Source organism: Deltaproteobacteria bacterium (genome assembly GCA_009692615.1).
Lineage (GTDB): Bacteria > Desulfobacterota > Binatia > UBA9968 > UBA9968 > DP-20.
The window spans coordinates 1-14709 of sequence record SHYW01000048.1; the positions used below are offsets into that span (position 1 = coordinate 1).

14 protein-coding genes are annotated in these 14709 nt (G+C 56.6%); all 14 read left to right on the plus strand.

Going from position 1 to position 14709, the window contains the following annotated elements; all coding sequences use genetic code 11:
* Positions 1 to 285: 285 nt before the first annotated feature.
* The 14 genes from EXR70_13025 (at position 286) to lepB (ending at position 14704) form a co-directional block, all read left to right on the plus strand.
* Positions 286 to 1692 carry an NADP-dependent isocitrate dehydrogenase gene (locus EXR70_13025; GenBank protein MSP39405.1) on the plus strand — a complete coding sequence of 469 codons (1407 nt, stop codon included), beginning with the start codon at positions 286 to 288 and terminating at the stop codon, positions 1690 to 1692.
* Between the two features lie 32 nt (positions 1693 to 1724).
* Positions 1725 to 2669, plus strand: a complete 945-nt coding sequence (mdh, locus tag EXR70_13030; GenBank protein ID MSP39406.1) for a malate dehydrogenase — start codon at positions 1725 to 1727, stop codon at positions 2667 to 2669.
* A 74-nt stretch (positions 2670 to 2743) separates the two neighbouring features.
* On the plus strand, positions 2744 to 3916 hold the full coding sequence (locus EXR70_13035; GenBank protein MSP39407.1) for an ADP-forming succinate--CoA ligase subunit beta: 1173 nt from the start codon (positions 2744 to 2746) through the stop codon (positions 3914 to 3916).
* A 39-nt stretch (positions 3917 to 3955) separates the two neighbouring features.
* Positions 3956 to 4828 carry a succinate--CoA ligase subunit alpha gene (gene sucD, locus EXR70_13040; protein MSP39408.1) on the plus strand — a complete coding sequence of 291 codons (873 nt, stop codon included), beginning with the start codon at positions 3956 to 3958 and terminating at the stop codon, positions 4826 to 4828.
* Position 4829: 1 nt separating this feature from the next.
* Positions 4830 to 5249 (plus strand): nucleoside-diphosphate kinase, encoded by a 420-nt coding sequence (locus EXR70_13045; protein ID MSP39409.1) that lies wholly within the window; start codon positions 4830 to 4832, stop codon positions 5247 to 5249.
* Positions 5250 to 5276: 27 nt separating this feature from the next.
* On the plus strand, positions 5277 to 6338 hold the full coding sequence (gene rlmN / locus EXR70_13050) for a 23S rRNA (adenine(2503)-C(2))-methyltransferase RlmN (GenBank protein MSP39410.1): 1062 nt from the start codon (positions 5277 to 5279) through the stop codon (positions 6336 to 6338).
* A gap of 3 nt (positions 6339 to 6341) precedes the next feature.
* Positions 6342 to 7208 (plus strand): S-methyl-5'-thioadenosine phosphorylase, encoded by an 867-nt coding sequence (gene mtnP, locus EXR70_13055; protein MSP39411.1) that lies wholly within the window; start codon positions 6342 to 6344, stop codon positions 7206 to 7208.
* Positions 7205 to 8110: a sugar kinase gene (locus EXR70_13060; GenBank protein ID MSP39412.1), complete on the plus strand. Its 906-nt coding sequence runs from the start codon at positions 7205 to 7207 to the stop codon at positions 8108 to 8110. Before mtnP ends, EXR70_13060 begins: the two co-directional genes overlap by 4 nt.
* A 3-nt stretch (positions 8111 to 8113) precedes the next feature.
* Positions 8114 to 9067, plus strand: coding sequence for a glycosyltransferase (locus tag EXR70_13065; GenBank protein ID MSP39413.1), 954 nt, complete (start codon positions 8114 to 8116; stop codon positions 9065 to 9067).
* The gene (locus tag EXR70_13070; GenBank protein MSP39414.1) at positions 9064 to 10368 is read left to right on the plus strand and encodes a UDP-glucose/GDP-mannose dehydrogenase family protein; all 1305 of its coding nucleotides are present in this window, start codon (positions 9064 to 9066) and stop codon (positions 10366 to 10368) included. Before EXR70_13065 ends, EXR70_13070 begins: the two co-directional genes overlap by 4 nt.
* The gene (locus EXR70_13075; protein ID MSP39415.1) at positions 10361 to 11299 is read left to right on the plus strand and encodes an SDR family oxidoreductase; all 939 of its coding nucleotides are present in this window, start codon (positions 10361 to 10363) and stop codon (positions 11297 to 11299) included. Before EXR70_13070 ends, EXR70_13075 begins: the two co-directional genes overlap by 8 nt.
* A 5-nt stretch (positions 11300 to 11304) precedes the next feature.
* Entirely contained in the window at positions 11305 to 12231 is a 927-nt protein-coding gene (locus tag EXR70_13080; GenBank protein ID MSP39416.1) for an NAD-dependent epimerase/dehydratase family protein, read from the plus strand.
* Positions 12228 to 14021 (plus strand): elongation factor 4, encoded by a 1794-nt coding sequence (locus tag EXR70_13085; GenBank protein MSP39417.1) that lies wholly within the window; start codon positions 12228 to 12230, stop codon positions 14019 to 14021. The genes EXR70_13080 and EXR70_13085 overlap by 4 nt, the downstream gene beginning before the upstream one ends.
* A gap of 56 nt (positions 14022 to 14077) precedes the next feature.
* Positions 14078 to 14704: a signal peptidase I gene (lepB, locus tag EXR70_13090; protein MSP39418.1), complete on the plus strand. Its 627-nt coding sequence runs from the start codon at positions 14078 to 14080 to the stop codon at positions 14702 to 14704.
* Positions 14705 to 14709 lie beyond the last annotated feature (5 nt).

Below are 14709 nucleotides of genomic sequence, written 5' to 3' on the forward strand. Positions count from 1 at the left end.
TGCGGCCTCAACCACGGTGATCTCGCTGCGATATACTCGTTGAATTATGTCTAGTCGTTTCTCGTCTTTCATTGTCAGGGTTGTCATCCTTCCACCCTGACATAATTACGTTGCCGTTAACCCCTGACATAATCACTTTGCTACAACACCGAGTAGTTAAGTACCTTGACTCGCAGTAGGTAATCAGTTAGTTTCGGGCAGTTCAAAATACATTTCCCAAAAATAGCCTAAGGAGTCGCGCACATCGAAAGACACCCTTAGGCTATTTTTGCGCGTGAGGAGATCATGGCTGAATATAAATTTGTAAAGGTGCCGAAGGACGGCGCCAGGATCACTATGGGGCCGAACAGGAAGCTGAACGTTCCCGACAACCCGATCATTCCCTTCATCGAAGGCGACGGCACGGGCCGCGATATCTGGCGCGCCGCGGTGCGAGTCTTCGACGCCGCGGTGCAAAAAGCCTACGGCGGCAAGAAGAAAATCCATTGGATGGAAGTCTATGCCGGCGAGAAGTCCTTCAAGCAGTATGGCAGCTGGTTGCACGAAGAAACCGTGCCGGCCTTCGTCGAGTTTTTCGTCGGCATCAAAGGGCCGCTGACCACCCCCATTGGTGGAGGTATGACCTCGCTTAACGTCGCTTTACGAAAGCTTTTGGACTTGTACGTCTGTCAACGGCCGATTCAATATTTCACTGGCGTGCCTTCGCCGGTGAAGCATCCCGAGCATGTCGACATGGTGGTCTTCCGCGAGAACACCGAAGATATTTATACCGGTATCGAATTTCCCAATCGCAGCGAAGCCAACGCCAAGTTCAAATCCCTGCTCAAAGAAAATTTTCCCCAAGACTACGCCAAGATTCGTTTCCCCGACTCGGCCGGCATCGGCATCAAACCGGTTTCAGTCGAAGGCACCGAGCGCTTGGTGCGGGCGGCGATTCAGTGGTCGCTCAAGAACAAGCGTAAGAACGTCAACTTCGTGCACAAGGGCAACATCATGAAATACACCGAGGGCGCCTTTGCCGAATGGGGCTACGCCCTCGGTAAGCGAGAATTTCGTAACGACATCGTCACCGAACGGGAATCTTGGATCTTAGGGAACAAGGAAGCCAAACCGAACATCAGTAATGAGGACAACGCCAAGGCGATTGACCCTGGTTTCGACATGATGTCGCCGTCGCAGCAGGGCGATATTAAGAAAGAAGTCGAAGAGGCCTTGAAACTTTGGCCGACCCACGGCGACGGCAAATGGAAGAGCAAGCTCATGCTCAAGGACTCCATCGCCGACGTCACCTTGCAGTTCGTCTTGATCCGCCCGAAAGACTATGACGTCATCGCCACCATGAACTTGAACGGCGATTATATCTCCGACGCCTTGGCCGCGCAGGTCGGCGGTATCGGCATCGCGCCTGGCGCGAATATCAATTACGACACCGGTCATGCGGTATTCGAAGCGACCCACGGCACGGCGCCGAAGTACGCCGATCTCGACAAGGTAAATCCGGGCTCGGTAATTCTTTCCGGCGAGATGATGTTCCGCTACATGGGCTGGAACGAAGCGGCGGACTTGATCATCAAGGGGATCGAAGGAGCGGTCAAAGCCCAGACAGTAACCTACGATTTCGAGCGCTTGATGCCGGGTTCTAAGTTGGTCAGCTGTTCAGGTTTTGGCGATGCGATCATCGCCAATTTTTAACTTTTGCTTTAATCTTTATTATAGGAAAAGAAATGGCTAGGAAAAAAATCGCTTTAATCGGCGCCGGCAACATCGGCGGCTCGATGGCCCACTTGGCCTTGCTCAAAGGTTTGGGCGACGTGGTGCTTTTTGACGTGGTCGACGGCTTGCCCCAAGGCAAAGCCCTCGACTTGTCCCACGCCGGACCGGTGGAAGGTTTCGACGGCAACGTGCTCGGCACCAATAAGTACGAAGACATCGCCGGCGCCGATGTCTGTATCGTAACCGCCGGTATCGCCCGCAAACCGGGCATGAGCCGCGACGACTTGCTGGGCACCAACTCCAAGATACTCTCGTCGGTGGCCGATGGTATTAAAAAGCATGCGCCCAATTCATTGGTCATCGTCATCACCAATCCGTTGGATGCGATGGTGACGCTGATGCAGCGCGCTCTGGGATTCCCCAAGAATCGCGTGGTCGGCCAATCGGGAATTCTCGATTCGGCGCGCTACCGTTCGTTCATCGCCAAAGAACTCAATGTCTCGGTGAAGAGCGTGCAGGCGATGGTGCTCGGCGGCCATGGCGACGACATGGTTCCGGTGCGTAGCACTTGTTTAATCGGCGGCGTGCCGGTGGAAAAATTGATTGCATCGGCGCGCTTGGACGAAATCGAAGCGCGGGTGCGCAACGCCGGTGGTGAAGTGGTCGCTTTACTCAAAACTGGCTCGGCTTATTTCTCACCCGCTTCGGCGGCGATCCAGATGACCGAAGCGTTTCTCTTCGACAAAAAAGAAATTCTTCCCTGCGCTGCATTGCTCGAAGGCGAGTATGGTGTCAGCGGTTATTATTTCTGCGTGCCGGTGCAGATCGGCGCTGGCGGCGTGGAAAAGGTCATCGAAGTCAATTTGAGCGACGCCGATAAAAAAGCTTTCAGCGTTTCCCTCGATCACGTCAAAGATATCGTCCAAGCGATGAACCGCGTGCTGGGCGTAGCGTAATAACAGACAGAGATAGAGACAGAGACAGAAGCTCCGCCAAGTCTCTGTCTCAAATCTCTGTCTCTATCTCCCCAATGAACATCCACGAATTTCAGGCCAAGGAAATCCTTAAACGCTTCGGTGTTTTGGTTCCGCGCGGTATCGTCGCGTCGACGCCGGAGGCTGCCAAAGCGGCGGCGAAGGAGCTTGGCGGCGGCGTTTGCGTCGTCAAGGCGCAGCTTCACGCCGGTGGCCGCGGCAAAGGCGGTGGCGTCAAAGTCGTGAAGAACGCGGAGGAAGCGGCCGAGAGCGCCCGCGACATGCTCGGCAAAAACTTGATAACCCATCAAACTGGACCCGAAGGGCGCCAGGTGCGCCGGGTGTTGGTCGAGCAAGGTTTGAAGATCGAGCGCGAACTCTATCTCGCGATGGCCCTCGACCGCGCTCAGTCGCGGGTGACAGTAATTTGTTCCAGCGAAGGCGGCGTCGAGATCGAACAGGTCGCCGACAAACAGCCGGAAAAGATTTTACGCGAAATCATCGACCCGGTGATCGGCTTGGCCGGCTTTCAGTGCCGGCGCGTCGCCCTAGCGCTTGGCATTCCCGCCGCTTTGACCGGTAAATTCGTCGGCGTTATGCAGGGACTCTATCGTGCCTTCGAGGAGTGCGACGCGTCGTTGGCGGAAATCAATCCGCTGATTATTACCGCAGACGGTCAAGTGATGGCCCTCGACGCCAAGATGAACTTCGACAGCAACGCGTTCTTTCGCCAGAAAGAGATTGTCGCATTGCGCGATCTCGATGAAGAAGACCCGCGCGAAGTCGAAGCGAGCAAGTACGATCTGTCTTACATTTCACTCGACGGTAACATCGCCTGCATGGTCAACGGCGCCGGCTTGGCGATGGCGACCATGGATATCATCAAAGTTTACGGTGGCGAGCCGGCCAATTTTCTCGACGTCGGCGGCGGCGCCGACAAGAAAAAAGTCGCCCAGGCGTTTAAAATATTGCTCGCCGATCCTCGCGTGCGCGGCGTGCTAATCAATATTTTCGGCGGCATCATGCGCTGCGACGTGCTTGCCCAAGGCGTCGTTGATGCGGCGCGTGAGTTGAAAATCACCGTGCCCTTGGTGGTGCGCATGCAGGGCACCAATGTCGAGCAGGGTAGAAAGATTCTCACCGAATCCGGCCTGACGATCATTTCCGCGGAGACCATGGCGGAAGCGGCGGAGAAGATCGTCAAGGTGGTCAAGGGCGGCAAGGGATAAAGGGTCAGGGGCAAGCGAGCGAAGAGCTGAAATCACTTCATGTCAATTCTAGTTAACAAATCGACTCGTGTGCTGACCCAGGGCATAACCGGAGACACGGGCCGGTTTCACACCAAGGCGTGCAAAGAGTACGGTACCCAGATGGTTGCCGGGGTAACGCCGGGCAAGGGCGGCTCGGCTTACGAAGGGATTCCGGTCTTCGATACCGTCGAGCGCGCGGTCAAAGAGACCGGCGCCAATGCGACGGTGATCTACGTGCCGCCGCCGTTTGCCGCCGATGCGATTCTCGAAGCGGCGGATGCGAATATTCCATTGATCATTTGCATCACCGAAGGCGTCCCGGTGCGAGATATGGTCAAGGTGAAACGCTACCTCGCCGGGCGCAACTCGCAGTTGCTTGGCCCCAATTGTCCTGGCACCATCACGCCGGGACAGTGCAAGATCGGCATTATGCCCGGCCGCATTCACAAGCCGGGAACCATCGGCGTGGTCTCGCGTAGCGGTACGCTCACCTATGAAGCGGTCGATCAATTGACTCGCTTGGGTTTGGGTCAATCGACCTGCGTCGGCATCGGCGGCGATCCGGTGCATGGATTCGAGTTCCTCGACGTGCTTAAATTATTTAACGACGATCCCGAAACCGAGGCAGTGGTGATGATCGGCGAGATCGGCGGCAGCGCCGAAGAGGAAGCCGCCGATTGGATCAAGGCGAACATGAAGAAGCCGGTGGCCGGATTCATCGCCGGGCAGACCGCGCCGCCGGGAAAAAGAATGGGCCACGCCGGCGCGATCATCTCCGGCGGCAAGGGCACGGCAAAAGAAAAAATCGCAGCGATGACACAGGCCGGGATTCGCATGGCAAGTTCGCCGGCGACCATCGGCCGCACTATGCAGGAGGCGTTAGGAAAATAATATGGCTATTGAGAAAACCTTATCGATCGTTAAACCGGATGCCGTGGCGCGAAATCTCATTGGCCCGATTCTCAGTAAATTCGAAGCGGCCGGGCTAAGAATCGCCGCCGGCAAATTGATTCGCCTGACGCCGGAGCGGGCCCAAGCTTTTTATGCCGTGCACAAGGCGCGGCCGTTTTTTCAGGGCTTGTGCGATTACATGTCGTCAGGGCCGATCTTCGTTTCGGTGCTCGAGGGCGAAAACGCCATCGCCAAGAATCGCGAAGCGATGGGCGCCACCGATCCCGCCAAGGCGGCAGCGGGTACGGTGCGCAAGGATTTCGGTCAAGACATCGAAAAAAATGCCGTGCATGGTTCCGATGCGCCGGAAACCGCCGCCGCGGAGATCGCTTTTTATTTCAAGCCTGATGAATTGTTCTGAGCGAAAGTTCTCGCCGACGCTGGCGCCGTGAAACCGAATATCAAAGATTTGCCGGCCCATGAACTCGCCCAGTTTCTCCTCGTGGGCAAGCATCCCGCCTATCGGGCCAAGCAGATTCGCCAGTGGCTGTTTCAAAAACATGCCTTGACCTTTAGCGAGATGACCAATCTCTCGCAGGGGTTGCGGGAAGAGTTAGATCGCGAGTATTGCATCAGCCGGCCGACGATTTTGCATCGTGCCGACGCCCGCGACGGCACGATCAAATTCCTGTTTGGCCTCGCCGACGGGACGAGCATCGAAAGCGTGCTGATCCCGGAAAGTCATCGTTTGACGCTGTGCATTTCGAGCCAAGCCGGCTGCGGCTTTGGCTGCGCCTTTTGCGCCACCGCGGTGCTCGGCTTGCAGCGCAACCTGAGCGCCAGTGAAATCGGCGATCAAGTTCTCGAAGCCGGTCGTTCGCTCAGCGGCGATCGGCGCATTACCCACATCGTCTTGATGGGCATGGGCGAGCCGCTCGCCAATTACGCCAATACTCTGCGAGCGATAGAAATGATCACCGACGTCGATTGGGGTATGGGGATTTCGCCGCGCCGGGTGACACTGTCCACCGTCGGCTTGGTGCCGCAAATTGAAAAGTTGATGGCGGAGACCCGCGTCAATCTGGCGATCTCCCTTCATGCCGCTACCGATGAACTGCGCGGTGAGTTGATGCCGGTCAACCGCAAATATCCGCTCAAGCAATTGGTCGATTGCTGCCGCAATTTGCCGTTGCCGCGGCGCAAGCGGATTACCTTCGAATATGTTTTGCTGCGCGGCGTCAACGATTCAGTTCAAGATGCACGCAATCTAGTCAAACTTTTGAAAGGCATTTCCTGTAAAGTAAACGTGATCCCGTTCAATCCCCATCCCGAGAGTCATTATCAGCGGCCGAGCGCCGAAGAGATCGCGCGCTTTCAAGCGGTCTTGAACGATGCCGGCATGCAGATCAACATCCGCCGGCCGCGCGGCGACGATATCCAAGCCGCCTGCGGCCAACTACAAGGCGAACAGGCGAAGTTCGGCGCGCCTGCGGCGGCCACGGTGAATTAGGCGATGGCGAAAGTAAGCTCTATCATCGGCGTGATCGGCGGCACCGGTCTCTATCAGATGGCGGGACTCGCCGGGCTGCGTCAAGTCAGCGTGACCACCCCCTTCGGTAAACCTTCGGACAAAATCACGCGCGGCCGCTTGGGCGGCGTCGAGTTGGCATTTTTACCGCGCCACGGCCGCGGCCATCGCTTAATGCCGACGGAAGTAAACTATCGGGCGAATATTTTCGCCATGAAAAAATTGGGCGTGACGCGCTTGATCTCGGTGAGCGCGGTGGGCAGTTTGCGTGAAGAGATCGCGCCGGGCCATCTGGTCGTGCCGGATCAATTCATCGATCGCACCAACCAACGGCCGAGCACGTTTTTTGGCAACGGCGTCGTCGCTCACGTCAGTTTCGCCGATCCCTTTTGCCCCGATCTGACGCGAACTCTAGCCGATGCGGCGAGCGCCGAAGGCGCCAAGGTGCATCGCGGCGGCACCTATCTGTGCATCGAAGGGCCGCAGTTCTCCACCCGCGCCGAGTCTCATTTGTACCGCAGCTGGGGCGCCCATGTGATTGGCATGACCAATCTCCAAGAAGCCAAGCTGGCGCGCGAAGCGGAGATCTGTTTCGCGACCTTGGCGCTGGCCACCGATTACGATTGCTGGAATCAACAGGCCGGCGATGTCGAAATCGAGCAGGTGTTGGCGGTTCTCCAGCAAAACGTCGCCCTGGCGCAAATGACCATCGGCCGGGCCGCGGCGTCTTTGACAGATTCTCGCAACTGCGCCTGTGCCTCGGCGTTAAAGGATGCTATTATTACCGATAAAGCATCAATCCCAAAGAAAGTCCGGACCGCCCTGCGGCCGATCAGCGGAAAATATTTATGAGCGTATTGGTAGTGGGTACGGTGGCCTTCGATTCGATTGAAACACCCTCCGGTTCGGCGGAGCGGATTCTCGGCGGTTCGGCTTCTTATTTCGCCTTGGGCGCGAGTTATTTCGCGCCGGTGCGGGTGGTCGGCGTCATCGGCAAGGATTTTCCGCAAGATTATCTCGATCTGTTTACCGAACGCAATATCGACATCGCCGGCATCAAGCGCGAGGCAGGGGATACGTTTCATTGGCGCGGCCGCTATCATGAAGACATCAATCAGCGCGATACCATTGAACTTCATTTGAACGTCTTGGCCGGGTTCAAACCGGAGCTGCCGGAAAGCTATCGCGACGCCGAATACGTCTTTCTCGGCAACATTGATCCGCTGATGCAGATGGAAGTGCTCAATCAGATCCGCCGTTTGAAGCTGGTGGTGTGCGACACCATGGATCATTGGATTCGCGAAAGCCAGGAAGAGCTCAAGAAAGTGCTCAAGCGCATCGAGATGCTGGTGATCAACGATTCCGAAGCGCGCTTGTTGAGCGGCTACAATAACATCGTTAAAGCGGCGCGGGCGATTCTGCGCATGGGGCCGAAGATGGTGCTGATCAAACGCGGCGAGTATGGCGTGCTGCAATTTTCCGACTCCTCGGTGTTCGCCACGCCGGCTTATCCCCTTGAAGAAGTATTCGATCCCACCGGCGCCGGCGATTCCTTCGCCGGCGGACTGATGGGCCATCTCGCCCGCAACGGCGACATGAGCGAAGGCGGATTGCGCCGCGCCATCGTTTACGGTTCGGTGGTGGCCTCGTTTACGGTGGAGGACTTCGGCGTCAAGCGCTTGAGTGGAGTGTCTTTGCCGGAAATCGAAGAACGCTATCAACGGTTCGTCCAGCTCACCGATTTTCATTCCTGATTCATGGATCTCTCGATCGTCATTCCGGTTTTCAATGAGGAAGAAAACATCGAACCGTTAGTTCGTGAAATCGACACCGCACTGGCTCCCATGGGAAAAAGCTACGAGATCGTCGCCGTTGACGATGGCAGCCGGGACGCCACCTTCGCCGTGTTGTGCCGGCTTTGCGCTGCATCGGGCCACTTGAAAGTCGTTCGGCTCAAACGCAACTTCGGCCAGACCGCGGCAATCGCCGCCGGCTTAGCCCATGCCGAAGGTGAAGTCGTAGTTTTGATGGACGGCGACGCGCAGAACGATCCGGCGGACATTGGCCCGCTCTTGAATAAACTCGAAGAAGGCAACGACATGGTTGCCGGCTGGCGCTACAATCGTCAAGATTCTTTTCTCAACCGCCGGCTGCCGTCGATGATCGCCAATTATTTAATTTCTTGGACTACCCACGTAAAACTGCACGATTACGGCTGTACGCTCAAGGCGATGCGCAAAGATCTTGCCAAGGGTCTGCGCCTGTACGGTGAGATGCACCGTTTCATTCCGGCCATCGCCTATGACCGTGGCGCGCAGATCGCCGAGCTCAAGGTCAACCATCGGCCGCGGCTGCGCGGCAAGTCCAAGTACGGGATCACCCGCACGTTGAGAGTGATTCTCGATCTCCTGACGGTGAAATTTCTCTCCAGCTATTCGACCCGGCCGGCGCATATCTTTGGACCCATCGGTTTGCTCAGCGCCTTGGTTGGTTTTGGCTTCGGCCTCTATCTTACTGTGCAGAAATTTATTTACGACCTCGACATCGGCGGCCGTCCGCTGTTGTTACTGGCGATCTTGCTGATCTTCATCGGCATACAATTTATCACCATGGGGCTGCTCGGCGAGATGTTGGCGCGCACCTATCATGAGTCCCAGGACCGGCCGGTTTACGTCATCAACGAAATATTGGGAGGCGGCAAAACGCTATGAAGTTAGCGGTGGTGGGTACCGGATATGTCGGGTTAGTTGCGGGCAGTTGTTTCGCCGAGAGCGGTAACGACGTGGTCTGCGTCGATATCGATGAGAGCAAGATCGCCATGCTCAAACAGGGCAAGGTACCGATTCACGAACCGGGCTTGGAAGATATGGTCCGTCGAAACTCCGCCGAACAACGTCTGACCTTTACTACAGAATTAGCCGCTGCGGTAAACGGTTCCGAGATAATTTTTATCGCCGTAGGCACGCCGCAAGGGCCGGACGGCAACGCCAATTTACAATATGTCCGGGCCACAGCTAAGAGTATCGCTAAGGCGATGGACCAGTTCAAAATCATCGTCACCAAGAGCACCGTGCCGGTGGGTACCGCCGATCAAATCAAGCTTTGGATGGCGGAAGAAACCAAGCACAGCTTCGCGGTGATTTCCAATCCGGAGTTCCTAAAAGAGGGCGCCGCAGTGGAAGATTTCATGAAACCCGACCGCGTCGTACTCGGCGGCGATAACCCCGAAGCGATCGAAGCCGTGAAGGAACTCTACGAACCGTTCGTGCGCACCGGCAACCCGATCTTGACCATGGACTGCCGCAGCGCCGAGATGAGCAAGTATGCCGCCAACGCCATGCTGGCGACGAAGATTTCTTTTATCAACGAGGTTGCCAGGCTTTGCGAGCGCCAAGATGCCGACATCGGCGCGGTACGCCGGGCGATGAGTTTGGACCGCCGTATCGGACCGCATTTTATTTTTCCCGGTGCCGGCTACGGCGGCTCGTGTTTTCCTAAAGATGTGCGCGCGATGATCGGCATGGGCGGCGACGATACCGAGATGTTGCTACTCAAAGCGGTTGAAGAGGTGAACCAACGGCAAAAGAGTTTGTTGGTGCAAAAGGTGACGCGCCGTTTCAGCGCCGATCTTTCCGGTCATGTCTTTGCCGTTTGGGGATTGGCTTTCAAACCCCGTACCGATGATATGCGCGAGGCGCCGGCGATTACCGTCATTGAGGCGCTGCTCGCTGCCGGCGCCCAAGTGCAAGCTTTCGACCCGGAAGCGATGGGCGAGGCGAGAAAATATTTTGGCGAGCGCATACGTTACGCGCAACGAAATTACGATGCGCTCGATGGCGCGTCTGCTCTACTGATTCTTACTGAATGGAACGAATTTCGCCGGCCCGATTTTCCCCGGATAAAGTCGCTGCTCAAGCAGCCGGTGATTTTCGACGGCCGTAATATTTACGAACCGATGGATTTGCGCAAATACGGTTTTGAGTACATCTCGATTGGACGGAAGCATGGCTAGATACTTGATTACCGGCGGCGCCGGCTTCATCGGTTCGCATCTCTGCGAGAGTTTTCTCAACCAGGGTCACGACGTTTTGTGCATGGACAACTACTCCACCGGCGCCAAACCCAACATCGAGCCGTTTTTGAAAAATCCCCGTTTCCGCTTTATCGATCACAACGTCAGCCGCTACATCGAAGTGCCCGAGCCCCTCGACTTTATTTTGCACTTCGCCTCGCCGGCGAGTCCGGTGGATTATTTGGAGCTGCCGATCCCGACCCTCAAGGTCGGCGCCTTGGGCACGCACAACACTCTCGGTCTGGCGAAAACCAAAGACTCGGTGTTTTTGCTGGCTTCCACTTCGGAAGTTTACGGTGATCCGTTGATGCGGCCGCAGACCGAAGATTACTGGGGCAACGTCAACCCCATCGGCCCGCGCGGCGTCTATGACGAGGCCAAACGTTTCGCCGAAGCGATGACCATGGCCTATCATCGTTATCATGGATTGAAAACTCGCATCGTGCGCATCTTCAACACCTACGGGCCGCGCATGCGTTTGCGCGACGGCCGGGTGGTGCCGAACTTCATCATGCAGGCGTTAAAAAACGAGCCACTGACGGTTTACGGCGAGGGACAGCAGACGCGCAGTTTTCAATACGTCGACGATCTGGTCGCCGGGCTCAATAAATTACTGCTCGCGGATTACCATTTGCCGATCAACATCGGCAACCCGGCGGAGATGACGGTGTTGGAGTTCGCCAAGAAGATCATCGAAATGACCGGCTCCAAGAGTACGATCATCTTTAAGCCATTGCCTGAAGATGATCCTCAAGTCCGCCAACCTGACATTTCCAAAGCCAAAGCGCTGCTCGGCTGGGAGCCCAAAATCACGCTGGAAACCGGACTGGTGAAAACCATCGAATACTTTCGCTCAAAATTAACGAAGTAGCCAACATGAAAATTGTCGTTACCGGCGGCGCCGGCTTTATCGCTTCGCATATCACCGATGCCTTCATCGAATGCGGCCATGAAGTGCATATCTTCGACGATCTCTCGACTGGGCAGAAGGTCAATCTCAATCCCAAAGCGACGCTGCACACCGTCGACATCGCCGATGGCAAAGTTACGAAATTGATTGAGCAGATCAAACCGGATGCGCTGAGCCATCATGCGGCGCAGATGGACGTGCGCCATTCGGTGGCCGATCCGACTTTTGACGCGCGGGTCAACATCCTCGGCTTTATCAATCTGCTCGAAGGCTGCAAAAACGCCGGCGTGAAAAAAGTCATATTCGCGTCGTCCGGCGGCGCGGTGTACGGCGAGCAGGAAGTTTTTCCGGCGCCGGAAAGCCATGTCACTCAACCGGCGAGTCCCTACGGTGTCAGCAAACGGACCGGCGAGCTTTATCTTTCCTACTATCATCAAGCCTACGGTCTGCCTTACATCGCGCTGCGCTACGCCAACGTCTACGGGCCGCGCCAGTCGGCCAAGGGCGAAGCCGGCGTCGTGGCGATTTTTCTGTCCTTGCTGTTGTCCGGTAAGACGCCGCTGATCAATGGCGACGGCAAGCAGACCCGGGATTATGTTTACGTCGGTGATGTGGTGGCGGCCAACGTCGCGGCGTTGGAATCGTCTTACATCGGCCAGATCAATATCGGCACCGGCGTCGAAACCGATGTCGTGCAGATTTACGAGCATCTGCGCCTCGCGGTGGGGAGCGCGACGCAAGCGCAACACGGTCCGGCGAAGCCGGGCGAGCAGCGTCGTAGTTGTTTGGACAACCGGCATGCCGGCGCGGTGTTGCGTTGGCGGCCGCAGGTGGCTTTAGCCGACGGCCTAAAACGCACGGCGGATCACTATCGCGAGACGCTCACCCGATGACTTTGGACCACATTCGCAACTTTTCGATCATCGCCCATATCGATCATGGCAAGTCGACCTTGGCCGACCGCCTGCTTGAGTTCACCGGCGCGGTGAGCCAGCGCGATAAGACCGACCAGATTCTCGACAGCATGGATCTCGAACGGGAGCGCGGCATCACCATCAAAGCTAGCCCGGTTTGTTTACGTTACAAAGCCAAGGACGGCAAAGAGTACAAACTAAACTTGATCGACACGCCGGGCCATGTCGATTTCACCTACGAAGTGTCGCGCAGCTTGGCGGCTTGCGAAGGGGCGCTGCTGGTCGTCGATGCTGCCCAGGGTGTCGAAGCGCAGACTGTCGCCAACGTGCATATGGCGTTGGATCACAATTTAGAAATTCTTCCGGTCATCAACAAGATCGATCTGCCGAGCGCCGAACCCGAGCGGGTGCGCGCCGAGATCGAAGAAGTCATCGGCATCGACGCATCCTATGCGATTCCGTGCAGCGCGAAAGAAGGCATCGGTACCGAAGAGATTCTCGAAGGTATCCTCCATCACTTTCCGCCGCCTACCGGCGATCCGGCGGCGCCGCTGCGGGCGCTGATTATCGATTGCTGGTTCGACCCCTATCATGGCGCGGTGGTGATGCTCCGGCTATTCGACGGCACCATTGAAAAGGGCACCAAGATTCGCATGATGTCGAGCGGCAGCGTGTTCGAAGTGCTGCGCCTTGGCGTCAATGCTCCGGTGCCCACTGAAGTTGCGGCGCTGCGCGCCGGCGAGGTCGGCTTTATCATGGCGGGCATCAAAGAAGTCGCCGAGACCCGCATCGGCGACACGATTACCACCGATGAGCGGCCGGCGAGCGAGGCGTTGGAAGGCTTCAAGCCGATGAAGCCAATGGTTTTCAGCGGTCTATATCCGACCGATTCGGCGCAGTACCAGTCGCTGCGAGAAGCCTTGGAAAAACTGCGCCTCAACGATTCGTCCTTCACCTTCGAGCCCGAGACATCCTTGGCGCTGGGCTTCGGTTTTCGCTGCGGCTTTTTGGGTTTGCTGCATATGGACATCGTGCGCGAGCGCTTGGAGCGGGAATTCAATTTAACTCTCATCACGACCGCGGCGACGGTTATTTACCGCGTGGTGACGGTTACCGGCGAGACCGTGATGATCGACAATCCGGTGAAGCTCCCCAACGAAGGCGAGATCGAACGGATCGAAGAACCGGTGATTCAAGCGACCTTGCACGTGCCTCAAGAATATCTCGGCGCGGTATTGACGATTTGTCAGGAAAAACGCGGCATCCAAAAAGAAATCAAATACCTCGGCCCCAAGCGGGCGATGCTAGTCTATGAGCTGCCGCTAAACGAAGTGGTAGTCAACTTTTACGATCGGCTCAAATCCGCCAGCCGCGGCTACGCGTCGATGGATTATGAGTTGGCGGGCTATCGGAAAGCGGATCTGATCAAGCTCGACGTGCGCATCAACGGCGATGTCGTCGATGCCATGTCGATGATCGTGCACCGTGAAAACGCCTATTACCGGGGCCGCGAGCTGGTGCATAAGATGCACGAGCTGATCCCGCGCCAGATGTTCGAAGTGGTGATCCAAGCCGCCATCGGCAGCCGCATCGTTTCCCGGGAGACGGTCAAGCCGCTGCGCAAAGACGTTATTGCCAAATGCTATGGCGGCGACATCAGCCGCAAGCGCAAGTTGTTGGAGCGCCAGAAGGAAGGCAAGAAGCGCATGAAGCAAGTGGGCAAAGTGGAAATTCCCCAGGAAGCGTTCTTAGCGGCGCTTAAAGTTTAGTTCAAGGCTTGCCATTGGCGGCGGAAAAGGCGAATAAAGTGAAAGACACGAGTGCGATGGACAGTGTGACAACGGTTAAGACGAAGTCGACTTTCCGCGAATACGCGGAAGCGATCATGATGGCGCTAATTTTAGCGCTGTTCATCCGAACGTTCATCGTTCAGGCTTTTAAGATTCCCTCCGGTTCGATGATCCCGACGTTGCAGATCGGCGATCATATACTGGTCAACAAACTCTCTTACGGTGTGCGCATTCCGTTTCTCGAAAAATATTTGCTCGACTACTCCAAGCCGGCCCGGGGCGACGTGGTGGTGTTTATTTTCCCCGAAGACGATTCCAAGGATTTTATCAAACGGGTGGTCGGCGTCGCCGGCGACAGCGTCGAAGTGCGCGCCAAAAAGGTCTTCATCAATGGCAAACCCGTGGATGATTCCCACGCCCATTTCGCGGGCTACGATCCCGCCGCCGGCGGCGCCGGCAGCGGCGACGACTACGGTCCCAAGACAGTGCCGGATCACCATATCTTCGTCATGGGCGATAACCGCGACCGCAGCTACGACAGCCGCTTTTGGGGTTACGTCGATTTGAACGCGGTGCGCGGCAAGGCGTTTTTCATTTATTGGTCTTGGGACGGCACGGACCGCTGGGTGCGTTGGGAGCGGCTTGGCAATCTGATTCGCTAGACGGC

Bases quoted from the DNA above. Each gene is read 5' to 3' on its own strand.
- EXR70_13085 (MSP39417.1), top strand. From the start codon at position 12,228: ATGACTTTGGACCACATTCGCAACTTTTCGATCATCGCCCATATCGAT.
- EXR70_13080 (MSP39416.1), top strand. From the start codon at position 11,305: ATGAAAATTGTCGTTACCGGCGGCGCCGGCTTTATCGCTTCGCATATC.
- EXR70_13070 (MSP39414.1), top strand. From the start codon at position 9,064: ATGAAGTTAGCGGTGGTGGGTACCGGATATGTCGGGTTAGTTGCGGGC.
- EXR70_13025 (MSP39405.1), top strand. From the start codon at position 286: ATGGCTGAATATAAATTTGTAAAGGTGCCGAAGGACGGCGCCAGGATC.
- mtnP (MSP39411.1), top strand. From the start codon at position 6,342: ATGGCGAAAGTAAGCTCTATCATCGGCGTGATCGGCGGCACCGGTCTC.
- sucD (MSP39408.1), top strand. From the start codon at position 3,956: ATGTCAATTCTAGTTAACAAATCGACTCGTGTGCTGACCCAGGGCATA.
- mdh (MSP39406.1), top strand. From the start codon at position 1,725: ATGGCTAGGAAAAAAATCGCTTTAATCGGCGCCGGCAACATCGGCGGC.
- EXR70_13075 (MSP39415.1), top strand. From the start codon at position 10,361: ATGGCTAGATACTTGATTACCGGCGGCGCCGGCTTCATCGGTTCGCAT.
- EXR70_13035 (MSP39407.1), top strand. From the start codon at position 2,744: ATGAACATCCACGAATTTCAGGCCAAGGAAATCCTTAAACGCTTCGGT.
- EXR70_13060 (MSP39412.1), top strand. From the start codon at position 7,205: ATGAGCGTATTGGTAGTGGGTACGGTGGCCTTCGATTCGATTGAAACA.
- EXR70_13065 (MSP39413.1), top strand. From the start codon at position 8,114: ATGGATCTCTCGATCGTCATTCCGGTTTTCAATGAGGAAGAAAACATC.
- lepB (MSP39418.1), top strand. From the start codon at position 14,078: ATGGACAGTGTGACAACGGTTAAGACGAAGTCGACTTTCCGCGAATAC.
- EXR70_13045 (MSP39409.1), top strand. From the start codon at position 4,830: ATGGCTATTGAGAAAACCTTATCGATCGTTAAACCGGATGCCGTGGCG.